Annotated in this window: 13 protein-coding genes and 1 pseudogene; 6 read left to right on the top strand and 8 right to left on the bottom strand. The window is 69.5% G+C overall.

Features of this window, described 5'->3' with window-relative positions; all coding sequences use genetic code 11:
- From AC27VN_RS11280 to uvrA, 3 genes and pseudogenes are all read right to left on the bottom strand, one after another.
- A pseudogene (locus AC27VN_RS11280) lies at positions 1 to 360 on the bottom strand (histone deacetylase family protein); the annotation flags it as partial.
- Positions 361 to 403: 43 nt separating this feature from the next.
- Positions 404 to 1,453 (bottom strand): ornithine cyclodeaminase, encoded by a 1,050-nt coding sequence (gene ocd, locus AC27VN_RS11285; RefSeq protein ID WP_093348135.1) that lies wholly within the window; start codon positions 1,451 to 1,453, stop codon positions 404 to 406.
- Positions 1,454 to 1,671: 218 nt separating this feature from the next.
- The gene (gene uvrA / locus AC27VN_RS11290) at positions 1,672 to 7,467 is read right to left on the bottom strand and encodes an excinuclease ABC subunit UvrA (protein WP_490876593.1); all 5,796 of its coding nucleotides are present in this window, start codon (positions 7,465 to 7,467) and stop codon (positions 1,672 to 1,674) included.
- A 182-nt stretch (positions 7,468 to 7,649) separates the two neighbouring features.
- Between uvrA and AC27VN_RS11295 the strand changes: the two genes are divergently transcribed.
- Both AC27VN_RS11295 and AC27VN_RS11300 read left to right on the top strand, forming a co-directional pair.
- A complete protein-coding gene (locus AC27VN_RS11295) occupies positions 7,650 to 8,768 on the top strand; it encodes an ABC transporter substrate-binding protein (RefSeq protein WP_490876594.1) in 1,119 nt (372 codons plus the stop codon).
- A 164-nt stretch (positions 8,769 to 8,932) separates the two neighbouring features.
- Positions 8,933 to 10,054, top strand: a complete 1,122-nt coding sequence (locus AC27VN_RS11300) for an ABC transporter substrate-binding protein (RefSeq protein ID WP_296793741.1) — start codon at positions 8,933 to 8,935, stop codon at positions 10,052 to 10,054.
- A gap of 16 nt (positions 10,055 to 10,070) precedes the next feature.
- On the opposite strand, the gene AC27VN_RS11305 is transcribed toward AC27VN_RS11300, so the two are convergent.
- From AC27VN_RS11305 to AC27VN_RS11325, 5 genes are all read right to left on the bottom strand, one after another.
- Entirely contained in the window at positions 10,071 to 10,232 is a 162-nt protein-coding gene (locus AC27VN_RS11305; RefSeq protein WP_172705265.1) for a hypothetical protein, read from the bottom strand.
- Positions 10,233 to 10,357: 125 nt separating this feature from the next.
- Complete coding sequence (locus AC27VN_RS11310) at positions 10,358 to 12,052, bottom strand: MFS transporter (protein ID WP_093348143.1); 1,695 nt, start codon at positions 12,050 to 12,052, stop codon at positions 10,358 to 10,360.
- A gap of 175 nt (positions 12,053 to 12,227) precedes the next feature.
- Entirely contained in the window at positions 12,228 to 12,872 is a 645-nt protein-coding gene (locus AC27VN_RS11315) for a 2-hydroxychromene-2-carboxylate isomerase (RefSeq protein ID WP_490876595.1), read from the bottom strand.
- A complete protein-coding gene (locus AC27VN_RS11320) occupies positions 12,869 to 13,132 on the bottom strand; it encodes a DUF1289 domain-containing protein (RefSeq protein WP_490876596.1) in 264 nt (87 codons plus the stop codon). The genes AC27VN_RS11315 and AC27VN_RS11320 overlap by 4 nt, the downstream gene beginning before the upstream one ends.
- Positions 13,129 to 13,629 (bottom strand): YbaK/EbsC family protein, encoded by a 501-nt coding sequence (locus tag AC27VN_RS11325; RefSeq protein WP_057590723.1) that lies wholly within the window; start codon positions 13,627 to 13,629, stop codon positions 13,129 to 13,131. The genes AC27VN_RS11320 and AC27VN_RS11325 overlap by 4 nt, the downstream gene beginning before the upstream one ends.
- A 428-nt stretch (positions 13,630 to 14,057) precedes the next feature.
- On the opposite strand from AC27VN_RS11325, the gene nirB reads away from it, so the two are divergent.
- From nirB to AC27VN_RS11345, 4 genes are all read left to right on the top strand, one after another.
- Positions 14,058 to 16,586, top strand: a complete 2,529-nt coding sequence (nirB, locus tag AC27VN_RS11330; RefSeq protein WP_490876597.1) for a nitrite reductase large subunit NirB — start codon at positions 14,058 to 14,060, stop codon at positions 16,584 to 16,586.
- A 26-nt stretch (positions 16,587 to 16,612) separates the two neighbouring features.
- Entirely contained in the window at positions 16,613 to 16,954 is a 342-nt protein-coding gene (gene nirD, locus AC27VN_RS11335) for a nitrite reductase small subunit NirD (RefSeq protein ID WP_490876598.1), read from the top strand.
- Positions 16,955 to 17,001: 47 nt separating this feature from the next.
- A complete protein-coding gene (locus tag AC27VN_RS11340; RefSeq protein ID WP_093348160.1) occupies positions 17,002 to 17,814 on the top strand; it encodes a formate/nitrite transporter family protein in 813 nt (270 codons plus the stop codon).
- Between the two features lie 10 nt (positions 17,815 to 17,824).
- A partial coding sequence (locus tag AC27VN_RS11345; RefSeq protein ID WP_490876599.1) for a PP2C family protein-serine/threonine phosphatase occupies positions 17,825 to 18,436 on the top strand: 612 nt, incomplete at its 3' end.

The following is an 18,436-nucleotide window of genomic DNA, read 5'->3' on the forward strand; positions in this document are numbered from 1 at the left end:
GGCATCGAAGCCAAACAGGCCCAGGCGCGCGGGGAAGCTCGCGGGCAGCACGTCGGTGCGCATGCCGCGCGTGGGCCAGTACGAGGGCAGCGCGTCGCGTTCGGCATTGGCGGGATCGAGCGCCACCCATTCGTCCCAGGCGCCGGCGATGAAGTCGAGGTAGCGCGGCGCATGCACCTTGGCGAGCAGTGCGTCGGGCAGCGCATCGGGTGCGAGCAGCGGGCCGAGCGCGCGGCGCTCGATCTCGGCCTTCACGTGGTCGGCGCGCGCCGGCACCTCGAAGCACGGCACGAGCTCGCCGCGGAACATCTCGACTTTGCCTTGGTGGAGTGCGTGCCGGTCGTTGTAGATGGTGAGCATGGAACGGGGTCGGCGGCGGGCGCCGTGGCTGGACAGCCGCCCATCATGCCGCACGCCGCAGCACGGCCCGGCGCCGGCCCGCGGCCGTGAGCCCGAACAGGTCCTTGGGATCGTCGAGCTCGGGCACCAGCGCGATCTGCCGGCCCACGCCGCGCTCGATGGCGAGCTGGTGGATGTAGCGCAGCGCGGTGTAGTCCTCGAGCGCGAAGCCGACCGAATCGAACACCGTGACCTGGTCCGGCCGCTCGCGGCCCGGCACCTCGCCGAGCAGCACCTTCCAGAGCTCGTGCACCGGGAAGTCGGCCGCCAGCTGCTGGATCTCGCCCTCGACGCGGGTCTGCGGCTCGTACTCCACGAACACGCGCGCGCCGCGCAGCACGCCGGGGTCGAGCTCGGTCTTGCCGGGCGAATCGCCGCCCACCGCGTTGATGTGCATGCCGGGCTCGATCATCCCGGGCTCGAGCACCGTCGCATGGCCCTGGTAGGCGGTGACGGTGGTCACGATGTCGGCGCCGCGCACCGCCTCGGCCACCGAATGCGCGCGCACGATCTCCATCGGCGAACAGGCAGAGAGATGGCGCACCAGCTTGTCGGTGGCATGCGGGTCGATGTCGAACACGCGCACCTCCTCGATGCCCAGCAGCGCATGGAAGGCCAGCGCCTGGAACTCGCTCTGCGAGCCGTTGCCGATCAGCGCGAGGCTGCGCGAGCCGGGCCGCGCGAGCGCGCGCGCCGCCATGGCGGAGGTGGCGGCGGTGCGCAGCGCGGTGGTGAGGGTGAGTTCGGACAGCAGCACCGGGTAGCCGGTGTCGACCTCGGCGAGCACGCCGAAGGCCATGACGGTGGGCAGCCCCACCGCGGTGTTGTGCGGATGGCCGTTGACGTACTTGAAGGCATAGGCGCCGTCGTCGGCCACCGGCATCAGCTCGATCACGCCGAGGTGCGAATGGCTCGCCACGCGGGCCTTCTTGTCGAACTCGCGCCAGCGCAGGAAGTCGTCGCGCAGCGCATCGGCCAGGGCACCCAGGAACTGCGGCACGCCGGTGTCGTCGACCAGGCGCACGAGGCTGTGGACATCGATGAAGCGGGTCATGGCAGGACTCCTTGCGAGCCCCGGCCGGCGCCGCACCCGATCCGTTCCACCATGGCGGGTCCAGGATGAGCGCCTGCGCCAAGGGTTCGAAGCCATTCTGCGCCGCGCGCGCGGCCGCGGCGAGGCCCCAGACCCCGACCGCGTCGAGCGCAGGGGCAAGCCCCCGCGCCCGACGGTTCGGGGCTACCGTCCGGCGTTGGTGCCGGGCGAAGAAGGCCTCAGCGCGCCAGCACCGGTGCCAGCGCCACGCCCGTGTGCGTGCCCAGCCGCACCACCTCCTCGGGCGCCGCCGCCGCCACCACGCGGCCGCCGCCGTTGCCGCCCTCGGGCCCGAGGTCGACGATCCAGTCGGCCTCGGCGATCAGGTCGAGGTCGTGCTCGATCACCACCACGCTGTGGCCGCCGTTCACCAGCCGGTGCAGCACGTGGATCAGCTTCTCGACGTCGGCCATGTGCAGGCCCACGGTCGGCTCGTCGAGCACGTAGAGCGTGTGCGGCGCCTTCTGGCCGCGGCGCGTGATGTCGTCGCGCACCTTGCTGAGCTCGGTCACCAGCTTGATGCGCTGCGCCTCGCCGCCCGACAGCGTGGGCGAAGGCTGGCCCAGCGTCAGGTAGCCGAGTCCCACGTCCTTGAGCAGCTGCAGCGGATGGCTGATGTTCGGCATGCTCGCGAAGAACTCGACCGCCTCGTCCACCTCCATCTGCAGCACGTCGCCGATGCTCTTGCCGCGCCAGCTCACGGCCAGCGTCTCGGGGTTGAAGCGCGCGCCGTGGCAGACCTCGCAGGGCACCTTCACGTCGGGCAGGAAGCTCATCTCGATGGTGCGCACGCCCGCGCCGTCGCAGGCCGGGCAGCGGCCTTCGCCGGTGTTGAAGCTGAAGCGCGCCGGGCCGTAGCCGCGCGCCTTGGCCTCGAGCGTGTCGGCGAACAGCTTGCGGATGGTGTCCCAGAAGCCGATGTAGGTCGCGGGGCAGCTGCGCGGCGTCTTGCCGATCGGGGTCTGGTCGACCTCGAGCACGCGGTCCACGCTCTGGTAGCCCTCGACGCCCTTGCAGCCGGCCCAGGCCGGGCGCTTGCCCGCGGCATCGGCGTCGCGGCCGGCCTTGGTGCTGCGCTGCTGCACCACCGCCTGCACGTTGGCCAGCAGCACGTCGCGCGCGAGCGTGGACTTGCCCGAGCCGCTCACGCCGGTGACCACCACCAGCCGCTGCAGCGGCACGGTGACCGTCACGTCCTGCAGGTTGTGCATGTCGGCGCCGCGCACCGTGAGCCACTGGCCGTTGTCGGGCGCCTTCGGGTCGGGCGAGGGAATGAGCCGGCGCGCCTGCAGCGGATGCTTGATCGCGTCGCGCAGGTAGCGGCCGGTCTGCGACTCGGCGGCCTGCTCGATGTCGGCCACCGCGCCCTGCGCCACCAGGCGGCCGCCGCGCTTGCCGGCGCTCGGGCCGATGTCGATGATGTGGTCGGCGCGGCGGATCGTGTCCTCGTCGTGCTCCACCACCACCAGCGTGTTGCCCTTGTCGCCGAGCTTGTGCAGCGCGTCGAGCAGGATGCGGTTGTCGCGCGCATGCAGGCCGATGGTCGGCTCGTCGAGCACGTAGCACACGCCCTGCAGGTTGCTGCCGAGCTGCGCCGCGAGCCGGATGCGCTGCGCCTCGCCGCCGGACAGCGTGGGCGCGCCGCGGTCGAGCGTGAGATAGCCCAGGCCCACTTCCTCGAGGAATTCGAGCCGGCTCTTGATCTCGGGCACCAGGTCGCGCGCGATCTCGGCCTCGCGGCCCGAGAGCGAGAGGTTCTCGAACCAGGTACGGATGTCGGTCACGCTCATGCGCGCGAGCTCGGTGATGCCGATGCCGCCCTCGCCCCAGCCCGGCGTGCCGGCATGCGCATGGACCGCGCCGCCGCCGAACAGCACCGCGCGCGCGGTCGCATTGAGCCGCGTGCCCTTGCAGGTTGGGCAGGCCACGTCGCCCACGTCCTCGGCGTCGGGCTCGGCGAAGGTCTGCTCGCGTCCCTTCTGGTCGTCGGCCATCACCGAGTCGTCGAAGATCTTGCGCTGTTCCTTGCTGAGCTTGACGCCGGTGCCCACGCAGTCGGGGCACCAGCCGTGCTTGCTGTTGTAGCTGAACAGGCGCGGGTCGAGCTCGGCGTAGCTGGTGCTGCAGACCGGGCAGGCGCGCAAGGTCGAGAACACGCTGACGCGGCCGATGCCCGCGGCCGTCACGCCGGCCATCATGGCGGCGCGCAGGCCATCCATCTCGCTGAGCACGTGCACCACGCCCTTGCCGTGCTCGAGCGCCTTCGTGAGCGCCTCGCGCAGCTGGTTCTCGTTCGTGGGCAGCACGTCGAGGCTGGCCACCGGCAGCTCGATGCTGTGCTCCTTGAAGCGGTCGATGCGCGGGAAGCCCGCGGTCGGCAGGAAGTCGCCATCGACGCGCAGGTGCGTGAAGCCGCGCGGCCGCGCCCAGTCGGCCAGCTCGGTGTAGACGCCCTTGCGGTTGCTCACCAGCGGCGCGAGCAGGCCGATGTGCTGGCCCTTGAAGTTGCGCATCAGCTGCGCCGCGATGCTGTCGGGCGTCTGCGGCTGCACGGCCGCGCCGTCCTTCACGCAGTGCTGCACGCCAAGCTTCACGAACAGCAGGCGCAGGAAGTGCCAGACCTCGGTGGTGGTGCCCACCGTGCTCTTGCGGCCGCCGCGCGACAGGCGCTGCTCGATCGCCACCGTCGGCGGAATGCCGTAGACGGCATCGACCTCGGGCCGGCCCGCGGGCTGCACGATGCTGCGCGCATAGGCGTTGAGCGATTCGAGATAACGGCGCTGGCCCTCGTTGAACAGGATGTCGAAGGCCAGCGTGGACTTGCCCGAGCCGCTCACGCCCGTGACCACGCTGAACTTGCCGCGCGGGATGTTGACGCTGAGGTTCTTGAGGTTGTGCTCGCGCGCGTTCACGATCTCGACCGCGTCGGCGCCCGGCGCCTTCTTGGCCTGCGCGATGTAGCGGCGCGCCGCGCGCTCGGCCACCTTGTAGGCGCCCGGGCCGATCGCGAGCTCGTAGTCGGCCAGCGCGGCGCCCGTGAGCGAGGCGCGGTTCTCGCGCAGCTGCTCGGGCGTGCCCTCGGCCACCACCTGGCCACCGCCCTCGCCGCCTTCGGGGCCGAGGTCGATGCACCAGTCGCTGGCGCGGATCACGTCGAGGTTGTGCTCGATCACGATCAGCGAATGGCCGGCGTCGAGCAGCTTGCGCAGCGCGCGCATGAGCCGCGCGATGTCGTCGAAGTGCAGGCCGGTGGTGGGCTCGTCGAACAGGAACAGCGTGCCCTTGCGCGCCACCGCCTGCTTGCTCGAGGTCGCGCCCTTGGCGGCCTCGGCCAGGAAGCCCGCGAGCTTGAGGCGCTGCGCCTCGCCGCCCGACAGCGTGGGCACGGGCTGGCCCAGCTTCACGTAGTCGAGGCCCACGTCGGAGATCGGCTGCAAGACGCGCAGCACGTCGCGGTCGGCATCGAACAGCGCCGCGGCCTCGGCCACGGTCAGCTCGAGGATGTCGGCCACGTTGTAGCTCTTGCCGTGGCGCTCGATGCGCACCTCGAGGATCTCGGGCCGGTAGCGCTTGCCGTCGCAGTCGGGGCAGCGCAGGTAGACGTCGGAGAGGAACTGCATCTCGACGTGCTCGAAGCCCGAGCCGCCGCAGGTGGGGCAGCGGCCGTCGCCCGAGTTGAAGCTGAACTTGCTCGCGGTGTAGCCGCGCTGGCGCGAGATCGGCGCGGTGGCGAAGATCTCGCGGATCGCGTCCCAGGCACCGACGTAGCTCGCGGGGTTGGAACGCGCGGTCTTGCCGATCGGCGACTGGTCGACGAACACCACGTCGCCGAGGTGGTCGGCGCCGAGCAGGCGGTCGTGCGCGCCGGGCGTCTCGGTGGCCTTGCCGAAGTGGCGCATCAGCGCGGGCGCGAGCACGTCCTGCACCAGCGTCGACTTGCCCGAGCCGCTGACGCCGGTCACGCAGACCAGGCGCGCGAGCGGGAACTCGACGCTGATGTCCTTGAGGTTGTGCTCGCGCACGCCCTCGAGGATGAGCCGGTGCGTGTTCTCGCTGACCAGCCGCTTGAAGCCCATGCCGATCTTCTTGCGCCCGCCCAGGTACTGGCCGGTCAGCGTGTCGGCATCGCGCAGCGCGTCGGTGCTGCCGTCGAACACGATCTGGCCGCCGCGCGCGCCGGGGCCCGGGCCCATGTCGATCACGCGGTCGGCCGCGAGCATCACGGCCGGGTCGTGCTCGACCACCACCAGCGTGTTGCCCGCGTCGCGCAGCCGCAGCATGGCCTCGGTGATGCGGTTCATGTCGCGCGGATGCAGCCCGATGCTGGGCTCGTCGAGCACGAACAGCGTGTTGACCAGCGAGGTGCCGAGGGCGGTCGTGAGGTTGATGCGCTGCACCTCGCCGCCGCTGAGCGTGCGGCTCTGGCGGTCGAGCGTGAGGTAGCCGATGCCGACGTCGTGCAGGTAGCGCAGCCGGGTCGTGATCTCCTCGAACAGCAGCTTGAGCGCCTGGACCTCGCCGGCCGCGCTCGAGCGCTGCGCCTCGCCGGCCGTGGCGATGCCGCCGGCCGTCATGCGGTCGAACAGCTGGCGCAGCCGCTCGATCGGCAGCAGCATCAGGTCATGCAGGCACAGGCCCGGCAGCGCCTCGAGCTGGGCGCGCGTCCACTTCACGCCGACCGGCAGGAAACGCTTCTCGGGCGGCAGCACCGCGTCGGCGTCTTCCTTGCTGCCGATGCGCCACAGCAGGCTTTCGAGCTTGAGCCGCGCGCCCGCGCAGGTGGGGCACGGCGTGTAGCTGCGGTACTTCGACAAGAGCACGCGGATGTGCATCTTGTAGGCCTTGCTCTCGAGGTAGCCGAAGAAGCGGCGGATGCCGTACCACTGCTTGTTCCAGTTGCCCTCCTTGTAGTTGGGCGTGCCCTCGATCACCCAGTGCTTCTGCTCGGCGGTCAGCTTGTTCCATGGCGTGTCGCGCGGAATGCCGGCGGCCTCGGCGTGGCGCATGAGGTCGTCCTGCGCCTCTTTCCAGGCCGGGGTCTGGATGGTCTTGATCGCGCCCGCGCGCAGGGTGAGCTTGTCGTTCGGGATCACGAGGCCGAGGTCGACGCCGATCACGCGGCCGAAGCCGCGGCAGGTGTCGCAGGCGCCGACGGCCGAGTTGAACGAGAACATCGAGGGGATCGGATCGCCGTAGCGGATGTCGCTCTCGGGGCAGTGCAGGCCGGTCGAGAACTTCCACACGTCGGCCACGGCGTTCTCCTCGGCGCCCGTCGCATGCACCGTCACGCGCCCGCTGCCGCGCTTGAGCGCGACCTCGATCGCCTCCACCACGCGCGAGCGCTCGGCGCTCGAGGCGCGGAAGCGGTCGGCCACCACGTCGAGCACCTTGCGCGGACCGGTGGGCGTGGCCACCTCGCGCTCGGCCTGCACGCGCGTGAAGCCGCTGGCTGACAGCCACTGCGTGACCTCGTCGGCCGTGGTGCTCGCGGGCAGCTCGACCGGGAAGGTCACGACCAGCCGCGGATCGCCCGCGGCCGCTGCGCGCTCGACGATCTGCGCATAGATGCTGTCGGGCGAGTCGTGGCGCACCGGCAGCGCCGTCTCGCGGTCGAACAGGTCGGCCGCGCGCGCATAGAGCAGCTTCAGGTGGTCGTTGAGCTCGGTCATCGTGCCGACCGTGGAGCGCGAGGAGCGCACCGGGTTGGTCTGGTCGATGGCGATCGCGGGCGGCACGCCCTCGACCTTGTCGACCGCCGGCTTGTCCATGCGATCGAGGAACTGGCGGGCGTAGGCGGAGAAGGTTTCGACGTAGCGCCGCTGGCCCTCGGCGTACAGGGTGTCGAACACGAGGCTCGACTTGCCCGAGCCGCTGGGCCCGGTGACCACGGTCATCTCGCCGGTGCGGATGTCGAGGTCGAGATTCTGGAGGTTGTGCTGGCGTGCGCCACGGATGCGGATGGAGCCCTGTGTCATGAGTGCCTTGGGGGTGGGGCAAACATTCTAGGGAGTGGTCCATGACGCGCCGGTGCACCTCTCCGTAAGGACGGTGGCCGCGCAGGGGTTTGTCCGAATGGTGGATTTAATACTTTTAGAAACAAATAAGGCGTTGGTTTGCAACGGTGGCCGCGCCATCGCAAAAGAAGGGACGAGCACACATGACGAAGAAGCAAGGCCGCCTGCGCGCGGCCCTGATCGCGCTCGGCGCGCTGGTCTGGCTGCCCGCGCAGGCGCAGATCCTGATCGGCCAGACCGCCGGCATGACCGGCCCGGTGGCCGCCAGCGTCAACGAGACCATCGGCGGCGCGCAGCTGGTGATCGATGCCGCCAATGCGCAGGGCGGCGTGCACGGCGAGAAGATCGAGGTGGTCCGGCTCGACGACGGCTTCGACGTCAAGCGCGCGGGCGAGAACGGCCGCGCGCTGATCGAGGACAGGAAGGTGCTCGCGCTCTTCATGAGCCGCGGCACGCCGCACTCGCAGGCCATCATTCCCTGGCTCGACAAGCACGGCGTGGCGCTGATCGGGCCCTCCACCGGCGCGATGGTGCTGCACAAGCCGGTGCAGCGGAACGTGTTCAACGTGCGCGCCACCTACCAGCGCGAGGCCGAGAAGGCGGTGCAGCACCTGCTGACCATCGGCATGGTGCGCATCGCGGTCGTGCACGTGACCGACTCCTTCGGCGCCGATGCGCTCGAGGGCGCGATGACCGGCTTCGGCAAGGCCAAGGCCCAGCCCGCGGCCACCGTGCCGGCCGACCGCGACAAGCCCGACTACGCGGCCATCGTGCCCGCCATCGTCCAGGCCAAGGCGCAGGCGGTGCTGTGGATCGGCTCGGGCAGCGCGGTGGTCGAGGGCATCAAGGCGCTGCGCGCGGCCGGCTCGGCGGCGCAGGTGGTCACGCTGTCGAACAACGCCTCCTCGGGCTTCATCAAGCAGTTGGGCGAGGCCAGCCGCGGCGTGGTGGTCACGCAGGTGTTCCCGAGCGAACGCTCGATCAGCTACCCGATGGTGAAGGAGGCGATAGCGCTCGCGAAGGCCAAGGGCCAGAACGAACTCTCGCCCGCGGCGCTCGAGGGCTTCGCCTCGGCCAAGGTGCTGGTGGAGGCGCTGCGCCGCGCCGGCCCCAAGCCCACGCGCGCCCGCGTGGTGGCCGCTCTCGACGGCCTGCGCGACTACGACCTCGGCGGCCTCGAGATCAGCTACACGCCTCAGGACCACAGCGGCATCGATTTCGCCGACCTCTCGATCATCAGCGAGGGCCGCTTCAAGCGCTGAAGCGCCGCCTTTCCCTCTCGACGAAGCCGGGCCCAGTGCCCGGCTTTTTGCTTTTGCAAACAACGGTTTGACAGGGTTTGCACGAGGAATCGTATGTCACGTCTAGCTACACATAATTGCATTTGCTGACATGGACACGAATCCCGACGGGAAAGGTTTTGTCGATGAAGAAGAAGAAAAGGATCCCGCGCCTGCGCGCCGCCGCATTGCTGCTCGCACTCGCGGCGACCGGCGCCTCGGCCCAGATCGTGATCGGCCAGTCGGCCGACCTGTCGGGACCGGTGGCGGCCAGCGTGAAGGAGACGATCATGGGCTCGCAGCTGGTCATCGACCAGGTCAATGCCCAGGGCGGCATCAACGGCGAGCAGATCGAGGTCATCCGCATGGACGACGGCCTCGATGCCAAGCGCTCGCTCGAGAACTCGCGCATCCTGATCGAGGACAAGAAGGTGGTCGCGCTGCTGCTCAACCGCGGCACGCCCAACACGCTCGCGGTGATCCCGCTGCTCGACAAGCACGGCGTGCCGCTGGTCGGCCCGTCGACCGGCGCGATGGCGCTGCACAAGCCGGTGCAGAAGAACATCTTCAACGTGCGCTCCACCTACCAGCGCGAGGCCGAGAAGGCGGTGGTGCACCTGCAGACCACGGGCATCCAGCGCATCGCGGTGGTGCAGGCCGACGATTCCTTCGGCAAGGACGGCCTCGAGGGCGCGAACCGCGGCTTCGAGAAGGCCAACCTCAAGCCCGTGGTGATCGCGCTGGCCGACCGCAACAAGCCCGACTTCGCGGCCATCGTGCCGAAGCTCGTCGAGGCCAATGCGCAGGCCGTGCTGTGGATCGGCTCGGGCACCTCGGTGTCCGACGGCGTGAAGGCGCTGCGCGCCGCGGGCTCGGCCGCGCAGGTGGTCACGCTGTCGAACAACGCGGCCTCGGGCTTCATCAAGGACCTCGGCAGCGCGAGCCGCGGCGTGATCATCACGCAGGTGTTCCCCTACGAGCGCTCGTTCGGCAATCCGCTGATCAAGGAGGCCCTGGCGCTCGCCAAGGCCAAGGGCCAGGAAGACCTGTCGCCCGCGCTGCTCGAAGGCTTCGTGGCGACCAAGGTGCTGGTGGAGGCGCTGCGCCGCACCGGGCCGAAGCCCACGCGCGCGCGGCTGCTGGCCACGCTCAATGCCTTCCAGTACGACCCGGGCGGCGGGCTCGACATCTCGTTTTCGCCGACCGATCACACCGGCATCGAATACGTCGACCTCTCCATCGTGAGCGACGGCCGCTTCAAGCGCTAGGCAGCGCTTCGGAGATTTACTTCGGCGCGCTCGCGGCGGCAGCCGGTGCAGCAGGCGCCGGCTCGTGCACTTCCACGCCGTGCTTCTCGCCCGACATGTCGACCTTGTCGCCGGCCTTCGAGATCACGTACAGCGCGATGGCCGCGAAGATGGCGAAGCCGACTGCGATTTTCCACATGGGTTCTGTCTCCTGAGATGGGTAATGCGGGGTTCAAGAAAAAGGCCTCATGCCGAGGGTCGGCATGAAGCCTCTTTGTTGAACGGAGGGCGCGCGGCGCCCTCCTTTCATCGGCGCCGTGGCGCTCAGTCGTGGGCGTAGATGTCCACGTCCTTCGTTTCGCGGATGAACAGTGTGCCGATCACCAGCGTGATGCCCGCGATGATGATCGGGTACCAGAGGCCGTTGTACATGTTGCCGGTCGAGGCCACGATGGCGAAGGCCGTGGTCGGCAGCAGGCCGCCGAACCAGCCGTTGCCGATGTGGTACGGCAGGCTCATCGAGGTGTAGCGGATGCGCGTGGGGAACAGTTCGACCAGCATCGCGGCGATCGGCCCGTAGACCATGGTCACCAGCAGCACCAGCCAGAACAGCAGCAGCACCGTCAGCAGCTTGTTCATCTTCGCGGGGTCGGCCTTGGCCGGGTAGCCCGCGATCTTCAGGTCCTCGGCCACGCCCTTCTTGAAGGCGGCGATCTCCTTGGCGGAGGTCTCGTCGAACTTGAGGTTCACGACGTTGCCGATCGGTGCTTCCACCGTCTTGTCGCCGATCTTCACGACGGCCTTCGAACCCGGCGCGCCGGCCACGTTCTCATAGCTCACCGAGTTCTGCACCAGGTAGCGCTTGGCGATGTCGCAGGAGCTGCGGAAGTCGATCTCGCGGGCCACGGGGTTGCCCTGGAACGAGCAGGTCGCGGGGTCGGCGGTCACGGTCACGCCGGCCGTGGCCTGGGCCTTGGCGAGGTCGGGGTTGGCGGCCTCGGTCAGCATCTTGAAGACCGGGAAGTAGGTCACCACGGCCAGCAGGCAGCCGGCCATGATGATCGGCTTGCGGCCGATCTTGTCCGACAGGGTGCCGAAGATCACGAAGAACGGGGTGCCGAGCAGCAGCGCGGCGGCGATCATCAGGTTGGCGGTGGTCGCATCGACCTTGAGCTGCGCGGTCAGGAAGAAGAGCGCGTAGAACTGCCCCGAATACCAGACCACGGCCTGGCCGGCGGTCAGGCCCACCAGCGCCAGGATCACGATCTTGAGGTTCTTCCACTCGCCGAAGGATTCGGCCAGCGGCGCCTTCGAGGTCTTGCCCTCGGCCTTCATGCGCTGGAACGCGGGCGACTCCGACAGCGACAGGCGGATCCACACCGAGATGCCCAGCAGCAGGATCGAGACGAGGAATGGAATGCGCCAGCCCCAGTCGTTGAACACCGCTTCGCCCAGGCCTTCGCGCACGCCCAGGATCACGATCAGGCTCAGGAACAGGCCGAGCGTGGCCGTGGTCTGGATCCACGAGGTGTAGGCACCGCGCTTGCCGTGCGGCGCGTGCTCGGCCACGTAGGTGGCGGCACCGCCGTACTCGCCGCCGAGCGCGAGGCCCTGCAGCATGCGCAGCGCGATCAGGATCACCGGCGCCGCGACGCCGATGGTCGCGTAGCTGGGCAGCAGGCCGACGATGAAGGTCGACAGGCCCATGATCAGGATCGTGACCAGGAAGGTGTACTTGCGCCCGATCATGTCGCCGAGCCGGCCGAACACGATGGCGCCGAACGGACGCACCAGGAAACCGGCCGCGAAGGCCAGCAGCGCGAAGATGAAGGCAGCGCCCGCATCGAGGCCGCTGAAGAACTGCTTCGCGATGATCGCCGCGAGCGAACCGTAGAGGTAGAAGTCGTACCACTCGAACACGGTTCCCAGCGAAGAAGCGAAGATGACCTTCTTCTCCTCCGCCGACATGGGCCGGGGGGCCGGATGCGGCACTCCCCGTGAATCTAGTGTGGCTGCCATTGATCGTCTCCTGTGTATGCGTTCATGCGGCGCCCGAATTCGGGACCGTGGGGCATTCTTGGAGGCGCGACTGACCCGAGCCTTTCGCGAAACTGAACGGGCGCTTACGGATTAAGGTGAAACCCTCGACGCACGTTTCAGCCTGTAAGAAATGCAGCGTAGCTGCTGAAGATGCTCAGTTTTTGCTGCTGCGCAGCAGGGCCGGACGCTGGTCGGCCTCGGCCCATTGCGGGCCATCGAACCAGGCATCGCCCGCGAGGTAGGCGCGCAGCATCGCGAGGCCGTCGAAGCCCCAGAACAGCCGGCCGTCGACCGCATAGGCCGGCGTGCCGAACACGCCGAGCGCGACCGCGTCCGCGGTGTTGCGCTGGAGCAGGGCCTTGCTCTCGTCGCTGCCGGCATCGCGACGCGGTTGCAGTTGCGCGGTGAGCGCGGCCAGCCGCGCGGGATCGGCCGCCTCGAGGCCGCCGCGCCAGACGTGGCGGAAGACGGTCTCGGCCACCAGCCGGCTCACGCGGCCGTCGTCGCAGGTGGAGAGCGCGAGCCGCAGGTGCGCGAGCGGGTTGTAGGGGTGCGAGGCCGGCATCGCGATCTCGATGCCGTGCTGGTGGCCCAGCCACAGCACGTGGCGGTAGGTCCAGCCGCGCTTGGCGGGAATCTCGGCCGGCCCGAGCTGGCCGTGCGCCTTGAGCACCGCGCCCAGCAGCACCGGGCGGTAGTCCACGCTGTAGCTCAGGCCCTCGAGCGCTTGCGGCAGTTGCTCGAACGCGAGGTAGGCATAGGGCGAGATGAAGTCCAGGTAGAAGTCGATGTGCTTCATGCGTCGATGTCTCCGATGGCCGGAGCCCGCCAGATGCCGGCCCGGGCCCGCCACTCTATCGCGCGCCAGACCTGCCGCCGCTCGTCGTCCTCCATGCGGCTCCAGCCCGCGATCTCGGGGATGGTGCGCAGGCAGCCCTCGCAGAAGCCGCTGAGCCGGTCCATGCGGCACACCGAGCTGCAGGGCGAGGGCACCGGCTCGGCCAGCCCCCGCTGCTCCGCGGCGCGGTCGGCCAGGGCCTGCGCTTCGGCGATGTTCACGCCGCGGCCACCACCACGTCGGCCACCGGCGCGCCCGTGAGCGTCTCGAGGTCGTGCGGGCGCAGCTGGAACACCGCATGCGGATGGCCCGCGGCGGCCCAGATCTCCTCGAAGCGGAACAGCTCGCGGTCGATCAGCACCACCGGCTTCGTCACATGGCCCACGGGCGACACGCCGCCGATGGTGAAGCCGGTGCGCGCCTTCACGAAGTCGGCGTCGGCGCGGCCGGTCTTGCCGACGATCGCGTCGACCTTCTTCTCGTCGACGCGCCGGTCGCCCGAGGTGATGACCAGCACCGCGACCTCGTCGCTCTTGCGCCGGAAGATGATGCTCTTGGCGATCTGGCCGACCGCGATGCCGAGCGCGTCGGCCGCCTGCTGCGCGGTGCGGCAGGCGTCGTCGAGCATGCGCGGCGCATGCGGATGGCCGGCGTCCTGGAGCACGCGCGCGACGCGCTGGACACCGTCGGGAAGGGAATGGAGTTCGGAGCCGCACATGGCTGTTGTCTTCGGAGTTCGTGGGGGCGTGCGCCCCGCGTTGCAGGCACCCGAGCATACGAAAAAGCCCCGGGGCCCGGCGCCGCGGCCGCGCGGCCACCCTTTCGGGCACCGCACCAATGCGGACAGCGCCGCACCGCGGCCGCGCCACTTTGGGTGCGATTGCGGTGCGCGCACGGGCCGCCACCGCTCTTTTTCGGCGGCATGGATATTGCTCGACCCCATCGCGGACCTCCCGGCCTGGGTGGGTCCGCAGTGCCTCCGCTAACGACGGCGGGGTTCGAGCGAGCCGATGGCGATGAGCCGCCGGATTCGTTTGTCCATCCGATTATTCGCATCCGTTCCGTCGCGGAGGCCTCCTGCCGCTGTCGCCCCGACAGCCCCGGTGGCCTGCATCCGAGGACCGGCTGCCCCCGCAGGACCTCAGCATGAAAATCGCAGTCATCGGCCACGGCATGGTCGGCCACAAGTTCCTCGAGCAGCTCCACGCGCTCGGCATTCCCGGCGCGGAAGTCACCGTCCTGTGCGAGGAGCCGCGGCCGGCCTACGACCGGGTGCACCTGTCCGAGTTCTTCGCGGGCAAGACGGCCGAAGACCTCTCGCTGGTCGAGCCCGGCTTCTTCGAGCGCAGCGGCTTCACGCTGCGCCTGGCCGCGCGCGCGGTGGCGGTCGAGCGCCGCAACAACACGGTCACCACGGCCGACGGCGAGGTCGTGGCCTACGACAAGCTGGTGCTGGCCACCGGCTCCTTCCCCTTCGTGCCCGCGGTGCCGGGCCGCGACCGGCCCCACTGCTTCGTCTACCGCACCATCGAGGACCTCGAGGCGATGAAGGAATGCGGCGCGCGCTCGCGCAGCGGCGTGGTGGTGGGCGGCGGCCTGCTCGGCCTCGAATGCGCGAAGGCGCTGCGCGACATGGGCCTCGAGACCCACGTGGTGGAGTTCGCGCCGCGGCTGATGGCGGTGCAGGTCGACGAGGGCGGCGGCCGCGCGCTGCGCGAGAGCATCGAGGCGCTGGGCCTGCACGTGCACACCGGCCGCAACACGGTGGAGATCGTCGACGGTGCCGCCGCGCGCCACCGCATGGTGTTCGCCGACGGCAGCTACCTCGAGACCGACATGATCGTGTTCTCGGCCGGCATCCGCCCGCGCGACGAGCTCGCGCGCCAGTGCCTGCTGGCCGTGGGCCCGCGCGGCGGCGTGGCGGTCGACGACCATTGCCGCACCAGCGACCGCAACGTCTACGCCATTGGCGAATGCGCCTCGTGGAACGAGCAGACCTTCGGCCTGGTCGCGCCCGGCTACGACATGGCGCGCGTGGCGGCGCGCCACATCGCGGGCGAGCACGAGGCCGCCTTCACCGGCGCCGACATGAGCACCAAGCTCAAGCTGATGGGCGTGGACGTGGCGAGCATCGGCGACGCGCACGGCAGGACGCCGAAGTCGCGCGCCTACCAGTTCATCGACGAGCGCAAGAAGGTCTACAAGAAGATCGTCGTCAGCGAGGACGGCAAGCTGCTGCTCGGCGCGGTGCTCGTGGGCGACGCCGCCGAATACGGCACCCTGCTGCAGATGGCGCTCAACGGCATCGCGCTGCCGGAAGATCCCGAGTTCCTGATCCTGCCCTCGAGCGACGGCAAGGCCAAGCCGGGACTGGGCGTCGAGGCCCTGCCCGACAGCGCGCAGATCTGCTCGTGCAACGACGTCAGCAAGGGGCAGATCTGCGAGGCCGTGGGCCAGGGCGCCTGCACCCCGGCCGCGATGAAGGCCTGCACCAAGGCCGGCGCCACCTGCGGCGGCTGCGTGCCGCTGGTCACGCAGGTCATGAAGATGGAGATGGCCAGGCGCGGCATGGCCGTCGACAACCACCTCTGCGAGCACTTCCCCTACTCGCGCCAGGAGCTCTACCACCTGATCCGCGTGGGCGAGATCCGCAGCTTCGCCGACCTGCTCGCCAAGCACGGCAAGGGCCTGGGCTGCGACATCTGCAAGCCCGTGGCCGCGAGCATCTTCGCCTCGTGCTGGAACGAGTTCGTGCTCAAGAAGGACCTGGCCGCGCTGCAGGACAGCAACGACTACTTCCTCGGCAACATCCAGAAGGACGGCACCTACTCGGTGGTGCCGCGCATGCCGGGCGGCGAGGTCACGCCCGACGGGCTGATCGCGGTCGGCCAGGTGGCGAAGAAGTACGGCCTCTACACCAAGATCACCGGCGGCGCGCGCGTGGACATGTTCGGTGCGCGCGTCGAGCAGCTGCCCGCGATCTGGGAGGAGCTGATCGCGGCCGGCTTCGAGTCGGGCCATGCCTACGGCAAGTCGCTGCGCACGGTGAAGAGCTGCGTCGGCTCGACCTGGTGCCGCTACGGCGTGGACGACAGCGTGGGCCTCGCGGTCGAGCTCGAGAACCGCTACAAGGGCCTGCGCGCGCCGCACAAGATCAAGTTCGGCGTCTCGGGCTGCACGCGCGAATGCGCCGAGGCGCAGGGCAAGGACGTGGGCGTGATCGCCACCGACAAGGGCTGGAACCTCTACGTCTGCGGCAACGGCGGCATGAAGCCGCGCCATGCCGAGCTGCTCGCGAGCGACCTGTCGAAGGCCGAGCTGATCCGCCTGATCGACCGCTTCCTGATGTTCTACGTGCGCACCGCCGACCGGCTGCAGCGCACCAGCACCTGGCGCGAGAGTCTCGAGGGCGGCCTCGACTACCTCAAGGGCGTGCTGCTGCAGGACACGCTGGGCCTCAATGCCGAGCTCGAGACCCAGATGCAGGCCGTGGTCGACACCTACCAGTGCGAGTGGAAGACCGCCGTCAACGACCCGGCCACGCGCCAGCGCTTCCGCTCCTTCGTCAACAGCGACAAGCCCGACGAGCACATCGTGTTCGTGAGCGAGCGCGGCCAGAAGCGGCCGGCGCGCGCCGAGGAGCGCGCCGAGGCGGTCGACGTCTCGATGGCCTGAAGAACGACAACCTAAGAGGAAGCCCCATGACCCAGCAAGACCTGCACTGGACCGCCGTGTGCGCGGCCACCGACATCCTGCCCGACACCGGCGTGTGCGCGCTGGTCGAGGGCGTGCACGTGGCGATCTTCCGCGTCGGCCAGGAGGCCACGCTCTACGCCATCGACAACGTCGACCCGAAGGCCGGCGCCAGCGTGCTCTCGCGCGGGCTGATCGGCAGCCTCGGCGACCGTGTCGTGGTCGCCTCGCCGCTCTACAAGAACCACTTCGACCTGCGCAGCGGCGAATGCCTCGAGGCGCCCGAGCACTCGGTGCGCGCGCATGCGGTGCGCGAGCACGAGGGCCGCGTGCTCGTCGCGCTGGCCTGAGCCGCGCGCCCATTCATCGGCATTTTCATTTTTTTCCAAGGATCCCCATGGCCTATCTAGCCCCCGCCGAGTTCGTCACCAAGATGGTCGATGCCGGCGAATCCAAGCTGCTGATGTCCACGCGCGACACGCTGATCCGCTCGTACATGGCCGGCGCCATCCTCGCGCTGGCGGCGGCCTTCGCGGTCAGCATCACGGTCAACACCGGCAATGCGCTGGTCGGCGCGATGCTGTTCCCGGTCGGCTTCATCATGCTGTACCTGCTGGGCTTCGACCTGCTGACCGGCGTCTTCACCCTGGCGCCGCTCGCCGTGCTCGACAAGCGCCCCGGCGCCACCTGGGGCGGCGTGATGCGCAACTGGGGACTGGTGTTCGTCGGCAATTTCGCGGGCGCGCTCACGGTCGCGGTGTTCATGGCGATCATCTTCACCTTCGGCTTCAGCGAGGCGCCCAACGCCATCGGCGAGCGGCTCGGCCACATCGGCGAGGGCCGCACGGTCGGCTACTCCGCGCACGGCGCGGCCGGCATGCTGACGCTGTTCATCCGCGGCGTGATGTGCAACTGGATGGTGTCGACCGGCGTGGTCGCGGCCATGATGTCGACCACCGTCTCGGGCAAGGCGATCGGCATGTGGATGCCGGTGATGATCTTCTTCTACATGGGCTTCGAACATTCGATCGTCAACATGTTCCTGTTCCCCACCGGCCTGATGCTCGGCGGCAAGTTCACGCTGATGGACTACCTGATCTGGAACGAGCTGCCCACCGTGATCGGCAACCTGGTCGGCGGCCTGAGCTTCGTCGGCCTCACGCTCTACGCCACGCACTACAAGACGGCGCCCAAGCGCGTCGCGGGCTGATCGCACCTCCATGGCCGCCGGGCGCCCGCCGCGCGTCACGCTGGGCCAGCACTCGCTGGCCGGCGTCGGGTCGGCGGTCAACCAGGACTTCCATGGCGCGATGCTGCCCGAGGGGCCGCAGCGCGCCGCCAAGGGCATCGCGCTCGCGCTGGCCGACGGCATCGGCTCGAGCCGCGTGAGCCAGGTCGCGAGCGCGGCCGCCGTGCGCGGCTTCCTCGAGGACTACTACGCCACCTCCGACGCCTGGTCGGTGCGCCGCGCGGCGCAGCGCGTGCTGGGCGCCACCAACTCCTGGCTGCATGCGCAGACCATGCGCAGCGACGCGCGCTTCGACAAGGACAGCGGCTACGTCTGCACCTTCAGCGCGCTGATCCTCAAGGGCCGCGAGCTGCACCTGCTGCACGTGGGCGATGCGCGCATCTACCGCGTGCACGCGAGCGCGCTCGAGCAGCTCACCGACGACCACCGCGTGCATGTCTCGTCGGTGGAGTCGTACCTGGGCCGCGCGCTGGGCGCGGGCCCCAACGTCGAGATCGACTACCGCTGCTGGGAGGCCGAGGCCGGCGAGGTCTACCTGCTGGCCACCGACGGCGCGCACGCGCACCTCGATGCCGCAGCCGTC

The organism is Variovorax sp. 20P10.2.4, assembly GCF_058244205.1.

Excerpts from the sequence above, each read along its gene's own strand:
- AC27VN_RS11300 (WP_296793741.1), top strand. The coding sequence starts at position 8,933 with ATGAAGAAGAAGAAAAGGATCCCGCGCCTGCGCGCCGCCGCATTGCTG.
- AC27VN_RS11305 (WP_172705265.1), bottom strand. The coding sequence starts at position 10,232 with ATGTGGAAAATCGCAGTCGGCTTCGCCATCTTCGCGGCCATCGCGCTG.
- nirD (WP_490876598.1), top strand. The coding sequence starts at position 16,613 with ATGACCCAGCAAGACCTGCACTGGACCGCCGTGTGCGCGGCCACCGAC.
- AC27VN_RS11325 (WP_057590723.1), bottom strand. The coding sequence starts at position 13,629 with ATGTGCGGCTCCGAACTCCATTCCCTTCCCGACGGTGTCCAGCGCGTC.
- ocd (WP_093348135.1), bottom strand. The coding sequence starts at position 1,453 with ATGACCCGCTTCATCGATGTCCACAGCCTCGTGCGCCTGGTCGACGAC.
- AC27VN_RS11340 (WP_093348160.1), top strand. The coding sequence starts at position 17,002 with ATGGCCTATCTAGCCCCCGCCGAGTTCGTCACCAAGATGGTCGATGCC.
- AC27VN_RS11310 (WP_093348143.1), bottom strand. The coding sequence starts at position 12,052 with ATGGCAGCCACACTAGATTCACGGGGAGTGCCGCATCCGGCCCCCCGG.
- nirB (WP_490876597.1), top strand. The coding sequence starts at position 14,058 with ATGAAAATCGCAGTCATCGGCCACGGCATGGTCGGCCACAAGTTCCTC.
- AC27VN_RS11315 (WP_490876595.1), bottom strand. The coding sequence starts at position 12,872 with ATGAAGCACATCGACTTCTACCTGGACTTCATCTCGCCCTATGCCTAC.
- AC27VN_RS11295 (WP_490876594.1), top strand. The coding sequence starts at position 7,650 with ATGACGAAGAAGCAAGGCCGCCTGCGCGCGGCCCTGATCGCGCTCGGC.
- uvrA (WP_490876593.1), bottom strand. The coding sequence starts at position 7,467 with ATGACACAGGGCTCCATCCGCATCCGTGGCGCACGCCAGCACAACCTC.